10 protein-coding genes are annotated in these 17,320 nt (G+C 37.2%); 8 read left to right on the forward strand and 2 right to left on the reverse strand.

Annotated features, from left to right (window positions below):
* The first annotated feature begins 120 nt into the window (after positions 1–120).
* The 3 genes from V0410_RS00065 (at position 121) to V0410_RS00075 (ending at position 4,236) form a co-directional block, all read left to right on the forward strand.
* Positions 121–2,331, forward strand: a complete 2,211-nt coding sequence (locus V0410_RS00065) for a TonB-dependent receptor (RefSeq protein ID WP_330745787.1) — start codon at positions 121–123, stop codon at positions 2,329–2,331.
* Positions 2,332–2,435: 104 nt separating this feature from the next.
* The gene (locus V0410_RS00070) at positions 2,436–3,248 is read left to right on the forward strand and encodes a siderophore-interacting protein (RefSeq protein WP_330745788.1); all 813 of its coding nucleotides are present in this window, start codon (positions 2,436–2,438) and stop codon (positions 3,246–3,248) included.
* A gap of 283 nt (positions 3,249–3,531) precedes the next feature.
* Positions 3,532–4,236, forward strand: a complete 705-nt coding sequence (locus V0410_RS00075) for a class I SAM-dependent methyltransferase (protein ID WP_330745789.1) — start codon at positions 3,532–3,534, stop codon at positions 4,234–4,236.
* Positions 4,237–4,438: 202 nt separating this feature from the next.
* Here the strand turns inward: V0410_RS00075 and V0410_RS00080 are convergent, their stop codons facing one another.
* Both V0410_RS00080 and metG read right to left on the reverse strand, forming a co-directional pair.
* Positions 4,439–5,104: a hypothetical protein gene (locus V0410_RS00080; RefSeq protein WP_330745790.1), complete on the reverse strand. Its 666-nt coding sequence runs from the start codon at positions 5,102–5,104 to the stop codon at positions 4,439–4,441.
* A 63-nt stretch (positions 5,105–5,167) separates the two neighbouring features.
* Complete coding sequence (gene metG, locus V0410_RS00085; protein ID WP_330745791.1) at positions 5,168–7,204, reverse strand: methionine--tRNA ligase; 2,037 nt, start codon at positions 7,202–7,204, stop codon at positions 5,168–5,170.
* Between the two features lie 336 nt (positions 7,205–7,540).
* Here metG and V0410_RS00090 point away from each other — a divergent pair, with 336 nt between their 5' ends.
* The 5 genes from V0410_RS00090 (at position 7,541) to V0410_RS00110 (ending at position 17,313) form a co-directional block, all read left to right on the forward strand.
* On the forward strand, positions 7,541–10,279 hold the full coding sequence (locus V0410_RS00090) for a SusC/RagA family TonB-linked outer membrane protein (protein ID WP_330745793.1): 2,739 nt from the start codon (positions 7,541–7,543) through the stop codon (positions 10,277–10,279).
* Positions 10,280–10,284: 5 nt separating this feature from the next.
* A complete protein-coding gene (locus V0410_RS00095) occupies positions 10,285–11,883 on the forward strand; it encodes a RagB/SusD family nutrient uptake outer membrane protein (RefSeq protein WP_137904206.1) in 1,599 nt (532 codons plus the stop codon).
* Positions 11,884–11,903: 20 nt separating this feature from the next.
* On the forward strand, positions 11,904–12,977 hold the full coding sequence (locus V0410_RS00100; RefSeq protein WP_330745794.1) for a SusE domain-containing protein: 1,074 nt from the start codon (positions 11,904–11,906) through the stop codon (positions 12,975–12,977).
* 81 nt (positions 12,978–13,058) lie between these two features.
* Positions 13,059–15,215, forward strand: a complete 2,157-nt coding sequence (locus tag V0410_RS00105; RefSeq protein ID WP_110009357.1) for a glycoside hydrolase family 97 protein — start codon at positions 13,059–13,061, stop codon at positions 15,213–15,215.
* Between the two features lie 238 nt (positions 15,216–15,453).
* Entirely contained in the window at positions 15,454–17,313 is a 1,860-nt protein-coding gene (locus V0410_RS00110; RefSeq protein WP_330745795.1) for a glycoside hydrolase family 13 protein, read from the forward strand.
* The last annotated feature ends 7 nt before the right edge of the window (positions 17,314–17,320 follow it).

Raw genomic sequence — 17,320 nt, forward strand, 5'->3', positions numbered from 1 at the left:
TAACTTCCAGCTTCCATCTTCCTCCTTCCATAAAAAAAAGAAAAATCTCCTATTTTATTATTTTTATTCTTTCTAAATAAGAATTATCTTTGCAAGATTATAAAACGTTGAATAGAAAGAATGAAAAAGCAGTACGCGTTCATAGGTCTTTTGGTTTCGGGATTGATGCTTTCCCAGACCGTAAAAGATTCTATTGCCTCTAAAGGTATTGAAGATGTGGTAATCGTAGCCTCCAGAAAACCTACAAAAATCTCTGAAGTTCCGGGAACGGTCTGGGTAGTACAGAAAGAAAAGATTCAGGAACAGGCGAAAAGCGGAGTTCCTATCAAAGAAATGTTGTCGATTCTGATTCCTTCCATGGATATTGGTCCACAGGGAAGAACCAATTATGGTCAGAATATGAGAGGACGTTCTGCCTTGGTGATGATAGACGGTGTTTCTCTGAACAGTATCCGTGCGATCAGCCGCCAGCTGGATGCCATTGATCCTTTTAACATCGAAAGAATCGAAGTGCTTTCAGGAGCAAGCTCAATTTACGGAGGTAACGCTACCGGTGGGATTATCAATATAATTACAAAAATACCTTCCAAAAAAGGAATCAGTGGAGAAACAGAATTGGGCGTACGTACAGGTTTTATGGGAAAAGATGACCATGATTTCCGTGCCGCTCAGTCTATTGCGGCTAAAGGAGATAAGTTCTTCGGAAGACTGGGAGTAGCTTATCAGCAGAATGGTGGAGTGTATGGAGCAGATCAGAAACAGCTTTTTACCGATATTACCCAGACTGACCTTCAGTATAATCAGTCTATTGATATCCTGGCTACCGGAGGATATCAGTTTAACAATAAACATAAAATAACAGCCTCTGTTCAGTATTACAATTCTAAATTTAATGGCGACAGAAGCTTATTTTTAGGAGAAAATCTGAGTGCATTTACAACAAAAAATGCTTCATTACTCGAAATGAGAGATGGGTTTTCATCTGATAAAAATGTAGGTACAGAACGTTATATGGCAACTGTAGCTTATAACGCAAACGGAATTTTAGGCGGACAGGATTTATATGTGCAATTGGCTACGCGAGGTGAAAAGTTAGGATTCTACCCATTCCCGGGAAATGTTACCTTACAGACTGGAAAAATACCTTATATGTCTTCTTCTCAGCAGGATACTTATTATTCCGGGATTAAAGCTTTATTGTCAAAATCATGGAGAGGACTGAACGTTACCTATGGAGCAGATTTCGATTTTGAAAAATTTGAAGGAACTCAATCTGTTTATGACATTGCAAAGACAATGTCCAGCGGTGGTTTAGTGAATGAAACAAAGTACAGCTTGGGAAGATATCCGACTAATCATTCGCAGAGCTATGCAGGATATGTTCAGGCAAAATATAATATTCTGCCGAAATTACAATTGAATGCAGGAATCCGTTATCAGCATATCAACGTAAAAATGGATGATTTTGTAGGTTCTGAACAGCAGACCCAAATTGCAATGGGCTATGGAAGCTCAGCATCTGCAATTCCGGGAGGTGAAAGTTCTTATAATGTAACCTTAGCTAATGCAGGGCTATTATACAAATTTAATGAGCAGCATCAGGTTTGGGGAACTTTTTCCCAGGGAGCAAGTTTAGCTGATCCTGCTAAGTTTTATGGAATCGGGCAGTACAAATTGGTAGGAACAAACTGGAATGTTGTATCCAGCATCAATGTTAAAGAACAGCCGCTGCAGGCCATCAAAACCAATCAGTTTGAAGTAGGATACCGTGTGAACAGAGGGGGGTTAAGAGCGCAGATTGCCGGATTTTTAAGTAATTCTGATAAAACGGTTGCTGTAGATAAAAAGACCTTTCAGATTCTTGTGAATGATTTGAAATTAAGAAATATGGGAATTGAAGCTGAGGTTTCTTATTCTTTAAGCAATGGCGTGTATTTCGGTGCCAGCGGACTTTTGATCAAATCTGAGGTAGATAAAGAGGGAGAATGGCAGAAACAGGAGATTTACAATGCTTCCCCTTCAAAATTGGTGACGTATATCGGATATAATATTAAGAACTGGTCATTCAGATTCCAGTCGTTACAGAATTTCAAGCAGAAAGACGAGCTTAATAATGTTGTTGAGGGCTACAATACCTCAGATCTGATAATGGGATACCGTTTCAACTGGGGAAAATTCAACGTAGGAATTCAGAACCTGTTTAATACCGATTATCAGACGATCTGGAGCAAGCGTTCCCAGGTTTTATATGCTACTTACGGACTTCCGGAACTGTTTAATTATAAAGGCAGAGGGAGAACATTCAACCTTTCCTACACTTTTGAATTTTAAAAAAATGATCGGGATTTAAAATACCCTGATCTGAAAACATATTGTATTTCAAATCCGGTTTCTGAGCTTGATCGGAAACCGGATTTTAATTTAAAAAATCAGTTATGGCTAAAATTTCAACAGGGCAGATTGTTGCCGAAGTCACCAGAAAAGAATACATTACTGACCATTTTATCAGAGTGTACCTCTACTCGCCGGAAGTTCAGGTATTCAAAAATACTGTGGTGGGTGATAATAATAAAATTGCAGTTCCTCCGGCTGGTCTCAATGAGATTCATTTTCCGACGCTGGATGAAAACCATCAGTGGGTGTATCCGCCAAAAGATGTGGCTCCTTCCATCAGAACCTATACCCACAGAGGAATTGATCTGGAAAAAAATGAGCTGATCATCGATTTTGTAGATCATGGAGACGGCGGACCTGCTTCCAGATGGGTAAGAGAAGCTGAAGCAGGCTCCAAACTGGGAGTGATGATGCGTCTGGAAGGTAAAGAGCTCTACCCTGCAGCAGATTGGTACCTGCTGGCCGGTGATGCTACGGCTATTCCGGTGATCAGCGCTATTCTGGAAACACTTCCCGAAACAGCAAAAGGAACCTGTATTATTGAAGTTCATGGAAAAGAAGACGAACAGCTGCTTGAAACCAAAGCTCAAATTGATTTTAAATGGTTACACAATCCACAGCCTCAAATCGGCAGTGAAATTTCAAATGCCGTAAAAAGTATTGAAATTCCGGAATCAACAAAGTTTGGCTATGTAGCCTGTGAATTTTCAAGCGTGAAAGAAATCCGTACCTATCTGAGAAAAGAGAAAAACTGGACTTCACAGGAATTGTACGCCTATTCTTACTGGAAAGCAGGTGTAGCAGAAAATGAATCTCAAGCGGACAGACATGAAGAGAAAGAGTCAATAGGATAACCTGAATTTATTCTTTTAATGCTGGGATCGCAAAGTTTTTTAATCTTACTTGAAAATAATTTCGTTCGCTAAGGCATTTCATTTAGCTAAGATATTTACTGTTTCATTGCTGAGTGAAACGCCTTAGCGAACTTAATGAGTACGCGATCTCAAAAAAAATTGCGATCTATTGCGTTATAATAATGGCACCCAACCGCTTTAATGAAAAACAATAAGAGCTCGTAACTCAAAAACCTGAATCACAAACTTTGAACTTTGCATCCCGAAGACCTATCTTTGCACTATGAAAGATTTAATGGGCAGAGCGATCTGGGATTATTACCACAATGAAAATCCGGAGGATCTGCAGACTGAAACGTCAATTTCTGAGCTGGATGAACTTCCGGTGGATTATTTATTCAGAGATTTTGAAGAAATGAATGATATTGAGCAGAAAGCGCTGCAGTTGTCCAACGGAAAAGTTCTGGATATCGGAGCGGGTGCAGGTTCTCATTCTTTATACCTTCAGAATGAAAGAAATCTTGAGGTGACCGCTTTGGATATTTCACCAAAATCTGTTGAGGTTTGTAAGCTGAGAGGGATTAAAAAGGCAGTTTGCGAAAATATGCTTGACTTTTCAGGAGAAACTTTTGATACGATTTTACTGTTAATGAACGGTACGGGAGTTTTTGAAAGCCTGGCAAAAATAGATACCTATCTTCAGAAACTGCATACTTTAATTAGTGATAAAGGGCAGATCCTGATCGACAGCACGGATATCCTGTATATGTTTGATCGTGATAAAGATGGCGGAGTATACATTCCTGCAGGCGGATATTATGGCGAGCTGGATTATGTGGTTCATTATAAAGGCGAATCTGAAGAACCGATTACCTGGCTGTACCTTGATTTCAATACCTTGAAAAATGCTGCCACAAATAATGGTTTCAAAATAGAAAGAGTATTGAAAGATGAGGATTCTTATCTGGCAAAGCTGACCAAAAAATAATTTATAACAAGTCATTGCTGAAAGCGAAGCAATCTCATGAATTCATACATTGTCATTCTGTACACCGGAATGACTTTTTTTGTACTTATCCTAGCCCCGATAGAAACGGTTACCCCGCAGCAAAGAAGAGGCCCTTCGGCTACGCTCAGGGTGACAGCCGGGAGCGAGGAGTAAAAGTGGATAGCGGGAATCAGCTTCTTAATTATTGTCTGAATATATTGATAACCGTTGCCAGCGGATAAAAAGAAAACCATTCCGGGAAATAGAAATACATCATAACAACGGTTACAACACATAAAATTACCGGAAATACATAAGATTTTGCACGGTAAGGGAGTTTTTGAGGAGTTACTAAAACACTGATGACAAGTAAACCCAAAGCTCCTGCTGCAATGACCCCAATTTCGGGACTGTATCGGGAAGTTGTACCGAAATCAAAATGGGAAAACAGAACGTACTTCTGAAATATAAAAAAAAGCACGCCAAATGCCAGTGTCAGAAAGGCAGGAAAGTATTTTCTGAGTTTTATTAAATTAAGAGATAGTAAAATAGCTCCGGGAATCGTACTGAAAAGAACACTGCTGACAAAAATAGTCATTCGTGAATAAAGCCTGATAGCATCCGGATCTTCTGTAATATGATCTTTCCAGACCTCTACTTCTTCTGCATGTTTTGCTTTCTCTTCCTCTTTTTTACGCTGAATCAGCTGCTGAACAGCCGTTTTTTCCTGCTCGCTGAAAACCCGTCCTCTTTCTTCCAGAATTTCCAAAGCTGCCTGAACGGCCTCCGGAACAAAGCGGTTGCCTTCTTTTAAATATCCTTCTAATTCCAGATTGGAAAGCTTTCTTAAAACATTTTTGTTAACCATAAGCTGTAGATAAAAGAAAGGCTGCTTCCAGAGAAACAGCCTGTGATCTTATAAAGATGGTCATTATCCGATTTCAATACCGTTTTCAACATTGCTGTCGTCCGGTGTAACGAAAGATAACTTTCCGTCTGGTTTTGTTGTTAATAATAACATTCCCTGAGATTCAATTCCTCTGATTTTTCTTGGCGCAAGGTTCAGAAGGATCATTACCTGCTTCCCGATTAATTCTTCAGGAGTGAAGCTTTCTGCAATCCCGGAAACAACAGTTCTTACATCTACTCCTGTATCTACAGTAAGTTTTAGTAATTTATCTGCTTTTTCTACTTTTTCAGCTTCTAAAATGGTTGCTGTTCTAAGATCTATTTTAGTAAAGTCATCAAACGTGATCTCTTCTTTCATAGGGTTTGCGTTAGGGTTTGTTTTTTTATTGTTTTGTTTTGTGTTTTCCAGTTTTTGGATCTGAGCTTCGATGACATCGTCTTCAATTTTTGAGAAAAGAAGGGAAGATTCATTGATTTTGTGACCTGTCTCAATTAATACAGATTGGTTTTCAATAGAGTTCCAGTCTTTCTTCTCAACATTGAACATGTTCAATAGCTTATCAGAACTGAATGGCATGAAAGGTTCGCATAACTGAGCCAGAGCAACAGCTATTTGCACCCCAACGAATAAAGATTGAGCCGCTTTTTCAGGATTATCTTTAATCGTTTTCCAAGGCTCTTCCGTCTGAAGATACTGGTTTCCAAAACGCGCAAGGTTCATTAATGCAGTTAATGAATTTCTGAACTCATAATTTTCAAGGAATCCTGAGATTTCTTTTGCAGATTTACTTATTTCCTGCAGTTCAGGGCTGTTTACATCGCCTTGTGGAACAACACCGTCATAATATTTATGAATAAGAACTGCAACTCTATTGATAAAATTTCCGAAGATCCCTACCAATTCAGAATTATTCTTAGTCTGGAAATCCTTCCATGTAAAGTTATTATCCTTAGTTTCCGGTGCTGATGAAAGAAGAGCATATCTTAACACATCCTGCTGTCCGGGGAAGTCTTCCACGTATTCATGAGCCCATACCGCCCAGTTTCTTGACGTTGAGATCTTATCATTCTCAAGGTTCAGGAATTCAAAAGCAGGAACATTAGCCGGCATAATATAATCTCCGTGCGCTTTCATCATCGAAGGGAAAATAATACAGTGGAATACAATATTATCCTTTCCGATAAAATGTACAAGGTCACTTTCTGGACTTTGCCAGTAGTCTTTCCAGTCTTTTCCGTTTTTCTCTGCCCATTCTTTGGTGAAAGAGATATATCCGATAGGAGCATCAAACCATACGTACAATACTTTTCCTTCTGCATTCGGAAGAGGAACCGGAACTCCCCAGTTCAGGTCTCTGGTCATGGCACGAGGCTTAAGGCCATCATTCAGCCAGGATTTAACCTGTCCGTATACGTTAGGCTTCCAGTCATCTTTGTGGCCTTCAATGATCCATTCGTTTAAGAAATCTTCATATTCATTTAATGGCAGATACCAGTTTTTGGTTTCTTTAAGGATAGGAACATTTCCGCTAAGCATTGATTTCGGGTTGATCAGCTCAGAAGGAGAAAGGGTAGAACCACATTTCTCACACTGGTCTCCGTAAGCGTTTTCGTTACCACAATTAGGACATGTTCCTACAATATAACGGTCAGCAAGGAATTCTCCAGCCTGCTCATCAAAATACTGCTCAGAAACTTCTTCCGTGAATTTTCCTTTTTCGTATAAAACCTTGAAGAAATCCTGGCTGGTTTCATAATGCTTCTTAGATGTTGTTCTGGAATATTCATCAAATGAAATTCCCAGATCAGAAAAAGATTTTTTGATGATCTCGTGATATTTGTCCACGATATCCTGAGGAGTTACTCCTTCTTTTTTAGCTCTTATGGTGATAGGAATCCCGTGCTCATCTGAACCACAGATAAACGCTACATCTTTTCCTAATCTTCTCTGAAATCTTGCGTAAACATCCGCAGGAATATAAACACCTGCCAAATGTCCTATATGAACCGGCCCGTTTGCGTAAGGCAAAGCTGCCGTAATCATCTTTCTGTTTGACATTTATAGTAAAGTTTTGACTGCAAAGATAAGGAATATCTGTTGAATACCGCTATTGGTGGTGTTATTATGCTGCAGAATACAAATTTTAAGGGCCGAACACCAAATTAAGTTAAACAATTGTTTAACATTTTCTTAAATTAAAACAAATGTTATGTAATACATAAGACGTTGTAAAATATTGTATCTTAAAAAACTAACTAAAATGGGTTTCGTAATATACATAATTTTAACTAAAATTATATTAAATTTATAATAATTCTAATTTTTTTTTAAATTGCGAGTCTGGCTTGAGGCCTAAACATGACTAAAAAAACGAAACTATAAAAAAATAAGATTGTGAAGAATTTTACAACAGTATTAAAAATCGCGCCCGCTTTTTTACTGGCCAGTACAGTAATGCACGCGCAGAAAAAAGATTCTCTTCCTCAGGAGAAGAAGATTGACGAGGTTGTCTTGATTGGATATGGTAAGCAGAAAAAAACAGATCTTACAGGATCTATTTCTTCTGTGACATCAAAAGATTTCAATGGGGGAGCAGCTACTGCTGATCAACTGATTGTTGGTAAAACTCCTGGGGTACAAATTACCGGCAACAGCGGTGCTCCTGGCTCAGGTTCTACAATTAGAGTAAGAGGAGGTTCTTCATTTATTAATAATGATCCGCTAATTGTTATTGATGGTGTTCCTATTGATTTTAACAATTTAAGCGGAGCAACAAATCCGTTATCATTGATTAATCCAAATGACATCGAGACATTTGATATTTTAAAAGATGCATCTTCTGCAGCTATTTACGGTAATAGAGCTTCGAACGGGGTTATATTAATTACAACGAAAAAAGGTACCGCAGGAAAATTCAAAGTTAATTTCAATACTAATTTTTCTGTGTCTACAAAAATGGGTAATGTAGATGTTTTGGATGCTGATCAGTTTAGAAGTTTTGTGAATACTTTTGGTACAAATGTTCAGAAGTCTTATCTCGGTACTGCAAATACTAATTGGCAGGATAAAATTTATCAACAAGCCTGGGGAACAGATAATAATGTTGCATTTTCAGGTGGTGTAAAAGGTTTGCCATATAGAGTATCTTTGGGGTACAATGAGCAAAACGGGATCGTAAGGACAAATGAATTCAGAAGAACTTCATTAGGGTTAAATTTTTCGCCTAAATTTTTTGATAATCATTTAACTGTTAATGGTAATTTTAAAGGAACTTTTTCTGAGAACAGATTCCCAGATGCTGGAGCTATCGGCGCTTCTATTTATTTTGATCCAACGCAACCAGTATATTCAGGGAATTCTAAGTATGGAGGATATTATGAATGGTTAGATCCTGCCAATACTGCTACAGGTTTAAATGTAAATGGAACAAGAAATCCATTAGGTTTATTATATGGTAAAAGAGATATTTCATCTGTCTTTAGGATTATTCCAAGTTTACAACTAGATTATAAGTTTCATTTTTTACCTGAATTAAGATTGAACATAACAGGATCTTATGATTATGCAAAAAGTGATGGTTCTGTTAACACATATAAAGAATACGCTCAAGGTATTGGAACTTTAGGATCTTATCGTTCATATTCTCAGGAGATTAAAAGTAAATTATTTGAATCTTATCTAAATTATGTAAAAAAGATTAATGCGATTAATACCACTGTAGATATAATTGGTGGTTACTCTTATCAAGATACACGATCGATTACTCCAGCAGCGCCTACATATTATGGAAATGGTCAAAAGACCGATTTTTCAACTGCTGGAGATACGCAGAGAACTTTACTATCTTTTTACGCCAGAGGTATTTTTACCATAGCAGATAAGTATATTATCAATGGTTCTATCAGAAGAGACGGTTCTTCAACATTCTGGAATGGAGCAGATAAGAACCAGTTATGGGGTAATTTCCCAGCAGTGTCAGTTGCATGGAAAATTAATGAAGAAAGTTTCTTAAAAAGTATTTCATCGATTAATTCATTAAAAATAAGAGCAGGTTGGGGTAAGACCGGTCAGCAAGAGACCGGTAATTTCTATCCTGCATTTGGTTCTTATTCTTATAGTAATAGTAGTACTGCACAGTATCAGTTTGGTAATAGTTTCTATACATTACTTCGTCCGGATGTTTACAATCCAAACTTGGTTTGGGAAACAACAACTACTAAAAACATAGGTTTAGACTTTGCGATTTTAAATAATAGAATTAGTGGTTCAATAGATTATTTTGATAAAAAATCTGAAAACCTTATTGCAAAAGTACCTACATGGGCAGGTGATTTAAGTAACTTTAATATTAAAAATGTTGGAATTATTGCCAACAAAGGTTTTGAAGCTAACTTGAATTTGGTTCCTGTAAAAAATGAAAGTATAACCTGGGATGTAAATCTTAATGCTACTAGATTTAATCCTAGGGTTACAAGCTTATCTCAATATGTAGATTCATCATATAAAATTCAAGTAGGGACACTTACCGGTATTAATAACTATATTCAAGCAATTACAGTGGGTCAGCCCCTTAATGCATTTTATGTTTACCAGCAAGTTTATGATAATAATGGAAAGCCTTTAGAAGGAGCTTATGTTGACAGAAATGGTGATGGAAAATCTACTGAAGATGATAAATATTTCTATAAATCTCCAAATCCTGATGTAATCCTGGGTTTTTCTACAAAGGTAAGTGTAAAAAAATGGGAATTTAGCACATCGCTTAGAGCTGTTTTAGGAAATTACGTTTATAATAATTCTGCGTCTAATAGTTCAATTGCAAATATTCAGGCGAATAATTTCTTGAGCAATACAAATTCAAGTGTTCTAACAACACAGTTTGCTACAACACAACTTTTCTCGGATATGTTTATTGAAGATGCATCCTTTCTTAGAATGGATAATTTATCAATTGGTTATAATGCAGGAGAATTTATGGGAAAAGGAACAAATTTAAGAGTAAATGCAATGGCACAAAATGTTTTTGTGATTACAAAATATAAAGGTGTAGATCCTGAGGTATTTGGAGGAATTGACAATGGTTTCTATCAAAGACCGAAAGTGTATTCAGTAGGGTTTAACTTCCAATTTTAATCAACATGAGAAATAAATATTTATATAAAAAAATAATAATAGGGTCTATTACTCTAGGGGCTCTATTCTTTGCAGGTTCTTGTACCCAAGATCTTGAAAGAGAACCAAGTTTAGGATTAACAGCTACAGTGTTATACAAAGATTTTAGTAACTATAAACCTGCCTTAGCTAAAATTTATGCAGGGCTAGCAATCGGGGGGCAGGGAGATCAAAATAATGCAGATGGAAATACGGATATAGGTGGAATCGACGGCGGTTTCTCAAACTATCTTCGTCAAATGTACAGTATGCAGGTTTTAACAACAGACGAAGCTGTTATTGCTTGGGCTGATGCAGGTCTTCCAGATATGCATAATATGACTTGGAATGCTTCCAACCCTTTTGTTGCAGCAATATACTATAGAATATTCAATGTAATTGCTGTAAGTAATGAATTTATTAAAAATACGACTGACGAGAAACTTTCCACAAATGGAATCACAGGAAGTAATCTTACAGAAGCGAAATATATGCGAGCTGAAGCTCGTTTTCTAAGAGCTCAATCTTATTATCATGCAATGGATTTGTTTGGAAATGTACCAATGGTAACTGAGGCTACTGATATCATTAATACTCCTCCTCCGAGAATTGCAAGAGCAGAACTATTCAAATATATAGAGTCTGAGCTTTTAGCTTGTGCAAATGATCTTAAAGATGCTAGAAGTAATGAATATGGCAGAGCAGATAAAGCTGCTGCTTGGTCTTTATTAGCAAGACTATATTTAAATGCACAAGTTTATACGGGCACAGCAAGATATACGGATTGTATTACATACTGTAATAAAGTAATAAATGCTGGATATTCATTAAAGTCAAACTATTCATCATTATTTATGGCAGATAATAATGTAAATAATCCTGAAGTTATTTTATCTGTAAACTACGATGGTACAAGTACAAAAACTTACGGAGGTTCAACTTTTATGGTACACGCTGCAGTGGGAGGTTCTATGCCTGCTTCTGAATTCGGAATCAATGGAGGTTGGGGTGGTATAAGAACTACAAAATCTTTTGTTAATCTATTTGCTGGTTCCCCAAGCGACAAAAGAGGAAATTTCTATACAAATGGTCAAAATTTAGAAATAAATAATATATCAACATTTACAGATGGCTATGCGTTTATTAAGTATAAAAATATAAAGTATTCTAATGGTGCTCCTGGATCAGATGTATCAGGTAATTTTGTTGACGCGGATATTCCTTTATATCGTTTAGCGGATATTTATCTTATGTATGGTGAAGCTGTTTCAAGAGGTGGATCAGGAGGAGATGCAGCCACTGCACTAGGGTATGTAAATGCCTTAAGGACGAGAGCGGGGGGAACTACTGTTGCTTCAGTTAATACCGATTTTTTCTTAGACGAGAGATCTAGGGAAATGTCTTGGGAAGCAACGAGAAGAACAGACCTGATTCGTTATGGTAAATTTACGTCAGGTTCATATCTATGGCCTTGGAAAGGTGGTGTAAAGGAAGGTAAAGGTGTAGATGAATATAGAAATCTTTTCCCTATACCGGCAAATGATATAGTGGCTAATCCTAACTTGGTTCAAAACCCTGGATATTAACTTTTAAACAGAATCTAAAAATGAAAAATTTTTTTAAAATTTTAGCAATAGTATGTATTGGAATTTTTGTTATTTCATGTGAAAAAGATGAAGATCAGGTAATTATTACAGAAACTGTAAAAAGTAAGATTACACCAGATAAGACAACTATTGTTTTAGATAAGGCTAATCCTGACAATGTAGCTCTAAACATCACTTGGAATAAATCAACCTTTAACGTAGCTGTAGTTTATACACAACAGTTACAATTTGCAATAAAAGGGAAAAACTTTAAGGATGCTTCTACTATGGAAGTGACAACTTCTCCTCTGAGCTTTACTAATAAACAGCTTAATAATATAGCATTAGGATTAGGAGCTGCTACTAATGTAGCTGCTGAGATTGAGGTTCGGTTAAGAACTTTGGTTGGTGCTGCACCTTTCTATTCTGATGTTAAGACCTTAACAGTAACGCCCTATCTTTTAGGTCCGGTTTACAATTATAATGATCTATATCTGATCGGGGATGCTACAGCGGCTGGATGGGATAATACAAATACAAATACGAAGTTTCTTCCATTACAAAAAACAGCTGCAGCAGGAGTGTATTCTTATACCGGATATTTTGCACAAGGCGGTTTTAAAATGATTAAAACTCCAGGATCCTGGAATACTCAATATGGAATGGGTAGTATTTCAGGTACATTAAGTACAAGCGGTTCTTCAGGAAATATTTCTGTATCTGCTGCTGGATATTATAAACTGACAGTTGATACCAATACTTTAACATATACCTTTACTTCAATTGGATCTCCAACAGTTACCTATAATACGATTTCAATGATCGGAACTGCATCAGGAGATTGGAATACAGATCTGGATTTACAGAAGTCAACTTTTGATTCTCACATTTGGGTTAAGAAAAATGTTACTCTGAATTCAGGTGAATTCAAGTTCAGGGCAAATCATGATTGGGGAACAAACTGGGGAAAAGCTCAGGAGTTTTTTGGTGTAGCTGAGCTCAGCGGAGGAAATATTCCGGTAAGTGAAACCTTTAAGTATGACGTATATTTCAACGATATAACCGCGGAGTATTCGGCAATTCCAATATTTTAAAACAATTAGAAATCAAACTCAAATAAAGCAAAGTGCTGCTTTACCGCAGCACTTTATTTTTTAAGTTAATAAATAGTCATTATGAAGAAAATTACAGTTGGAGCGCTTTTGCTCTCAATGATGTTTACAGGTGTGAAAGCCCAATCTTTAAAGTCTCCGGACGGGAAGTTCGAAATGAACTTTCAGCTGAAAGAAGGAGTACCTTACTATAACCTAAAGTATAATGGTGCGGTAGTGGTGGAAGATTCTAAATTGGGATTGCGATTATTTAAAGACACAGCCATAAAATTTGCTTCTGAGATTGCCAAACCAGAAGATGCAAAATACGATCTGAACAACGGTTTTGCAAAGACAGATGAAAAAAGAGACTCTAAAAATGAAACCTGGCAGCCGGTTTTAGGAGAAAAGAAAAATTATATCAATCATTACAACGAGCTGGCAGTTACCCTGAACCAGGCTTCTACAGACAGAAGTATTGTGGTAAAGTTCAGATTATTCAATGATGGATTGGGTTTCAGATATGAATTCCCACAGCAGAAAAACCTTAATTACTTTGTGATCAGAGAAGAAGACTCTGAAATCGATTTCCCTACCGATATGAAGGCATGGTGGATGGTTGCCGATTACGACTCTCAGGAGTATCAGTATCAGGAAACTAAAGTATCCGAGATTCCTTCAAAATGGGATAAAGCATATGATGCCAACGCTTCCCAGTCATTGGTGAAAAATGCAGTTCAGTCTCCTTTAATGCTTAAAAAAGAAGGAAAAGAACCATTGTATATTAATGTTGCAGAAGCAGCCGTATTGGATTATCCGGCTTCACATCTTGAGGTAGATGCACAGAATTATAAATTCAAAACGCATTTGACTGCCGACAGACAGGGAGCGAAAGGATATATTCAGACACCGTCAGTAACGCCTTGGAGAACGATTATCGTTGCGCCGAAAGCAGAGCAGGTAATGGATTCCAAAATGATCTTCAATCTTAATGAGCCTACAAAATATACCGACACTTCTTACATTCACCCTACAAAATACATGGGAGTCTGGTGGGAAATGATCATCGGAAAATCACAATGGGCTTATTCTACTGCTGAAAATGTGCATTTAGGTAAAACGGACTTTGCAAAATTAACTCCAAACGGAAAGCATGCTGCTAATAATACAAAAGTTAAGGAATACATTGACTTTGCGGCAGAAAACGGATTCCAGGGATTACTGATCGAAGGATGGAACATCGGTTGGGAAGACTGGTTCGGACACTCAAAAGAGTTTGTTTTCGATTTCATTACTCCTTACCCGGATTTTGATATTAAAATGTTGAATGAATATGCGCATTCAAAAGGAATCAAGCTGATCATGCACCATGAAACTTCAGGTTCTGCCACAAACTATGAAAGATGGGCTGATAAAGCTTTCCAAACCATGAATAAATATGGATATGATGCTGTGAAAACAGGATATGTAGGAGATATCATTCCTAGAGGAGAACATCACTATTCTCAATGGACAATCAACCATTATTATAGAATTGCAGAAAAAGCAAACGACTATAAAATCATGGTGAATTCTCACGAATCCGTGCGTCCTACAGGAGAAAGCCGTACCTATCCGAACTATATCTCTGCAGAAGCAGCTCGTGGAACGGAATATGAAGCATTCGGAGGAAATAAACCGGACCATCAGACGGTTCTTCCGTTTACAAGATGGATGGGAGGTTCTATGGACTATACTCCGGGAATTTTCCAGACAAAACTGGACTATTATTTCCCTGGAGATAATCGTTTCGTAAAAACTACGCTGGTAAAACAGCTGGCGCTTTATGTAACGATGTATATGCCGCTTCAGATGGCTGCAGACCTTCCTGAAAACTACAAAAAGCATATGGATGCGTTCCAGTTTATCAAGGATGTAGCAGCAGATTGGGATGATACAAAAATATTATCTGCAGAACCAGGTGATTATGTGGTGACAGCAAGAAAAGCAAAAGGAACTGAAAACTGGTTTGTAGGAGGTATTACCGATGAAAACAAACGTGAGTATACAGTAGATTTCTCATTCCTGGATAAAGGAAAGAAATATGAGGCAACCATCTATGAAGATGGAAAAGATGCCGATTATATCGATAATCCTCAAAGCTATAACATCTACAAGAAAGAGATTACAGGAAAATCGAAAATTAATTTTAAAATGGCAAGAAGCGGCGGTTTCGCAATTTCTATTAAACCAGTAAAATAATTGTAAGATACACTAAGGTGCCCCGGTTCATTGATTTTTTAATGTTCCGGGGTATTTTTTTAAGTATTTATCCGCAGTCTGGCTGATTTTCACATTTTGTCCAAATCCAATTATTCATGATGAAATCTATATGAAGATACCTAATCTTATCGTTGTTGTAAAAAGAGATCAAAAAATAGACTTTCTCTTATATTTTTCGATGTATATATAAAAATTTAATGCTAAATTGAACACTAATATGAAGACAATATATGCAGCATTCGCCATTTCTATAGCTTCTTTCGCTTTTTCCCAGAAAAACCTGGAAAGAGTAGAACCGGCTTTCTGGTGGAAAGGAATGAAAAATCCTGAACTTCAGATTCTTGTGTACGGAAAAGATGTGGCTAAAAACGAGATTACGCTTTCAGATGGAATACAGATTAAAGACATCCGGAAAGTAGATAACCCCAATTATGTTTTTATTACAGTTGATACCCATGAAATAAACGTCCCGAAGTTTATCATCAATATTAAAAAAGGTAAAAAGAATCTTACTTCGTACACCTATGAATTAAAACAAAGAAATCCCGGATCTGCGAGCCGCGAGTCTTTTACTTCAAAAGACTTTATGTATCTGATCATGCCGGACCGATTTGCCAACGGGGATGAAAAGAATGATTCAAAACCGGAACTTACCGAAAAAGCGAACCGCAGTCTTCCCAACGGCAGGCATGGAGGGGATCTTCGCGGAATTATCAACAACCTTGATTATATTCAGAATCTGGGCGCAACAGCAGTCTGGCTTACTCCTGTAAATGAGGATAACGAAAAAGTGTATTCCTACCACGGCTATGCTCAAACTGATCTCTATAAAATAGATGCCCGCTACGGAACCAATGAAGACTATAAAACATTATCCCAAGAGTTGAATAAACGAAAGATGAAGCTCGTGATGGATTATGTAACCAACCACTGGGGTGGATCACACTGGATGATCAAAGACCTTCCTTCAAAAGACTGGATTCATTGGTTTGATGAAGGAGAAAAAGGATTTAAACGTTCCAACTATAAAACGACAACACAGTTTGATACCAATGCTTCAGATATTGATAAAAAATACGCACTGGACGGCTGGTTCGATACGACCATGCCTGATATCAACCAAAAAAATCCTTTAGTCCTGAAGTATCTGATTCAAAATGCAATCTGGTGGATAGAATATGCAGAACTGGGAGGATTTCGTGTAGATACCTATCCCTATAATGATAAAGATGCCATGGCCAAATGGGCCAAAGCAATCACTGATGAATACCCAAAATTCAATATCGTAGGAGAAACCTGGCTTTATACAGCAGCACAAATTGCAGCATGGCAGAAAAATTCGAAAATAGGAGAAATAGAAGGGTACAATTCAAACTTACCTTCTGTGATGGATTTTATGCTGTTTGAAAATATGCCTAAAGCCCTTCAAGAAAAAGAAAGCTGGGATAAAGGAATGATTCGTATTTACGATTCTTTTACCAGCGATTTCCTTTATCCGGATATCAATAATACGCTTGTTTTCTTTGAAAATCATGATACCGAAAGATGGAACGAAATCTTTAATGCAAATCCAGATGCCTATAAAATGGCACTTACCCTGATCTCGACAGTAAGAGGAATTCCGCAGATTTATTACGGATCAGAAATAGGAATGAGAGGAGACAAAAAGACAGGCGGCGATGCAGATATCCGCAGAGACTTTCCCGGTGGCTGGAAATCTGATGCACAAAATGCTTTCAATCCATCCGGTCAAACTGCGGAGCAGAAAGAATTTTTCCGGTTTACTCAGAAGTTATTGAACTGGAGAAAAGGCAAAGACGTGATACATCATGGAAAAACTAAAAATTTCGTTCCTCAGGATGGTGTTTTTGTTTATTTCCGATATAATGAAAAAGAAACGGTAATGGTGGTGGTCAACAATAATGAAAAAGATCAGACATTAGATATGAAACGGTTTGCAGAATCACTGAATGGATTTACAAAAGGAAAAGAAATCATTTCAGACAAAGAAATTTCATTGCAAAATACAATGAATATTCCTGCAAAAACTCCACTGATTATTGAACTGGAAAAATAATTAATAC

The sequence above is a fragment of the Chryseobacterium sp. CP-77 genome, assembly GCF_036362765.1.
Taxonomy (GTDB): Bacteria; Bacteroidota; Bacteroidia; order Flavobacteriales; family Weeksellaceae; genus Chryseobacterium; species Chryseobacterium cupriresistens.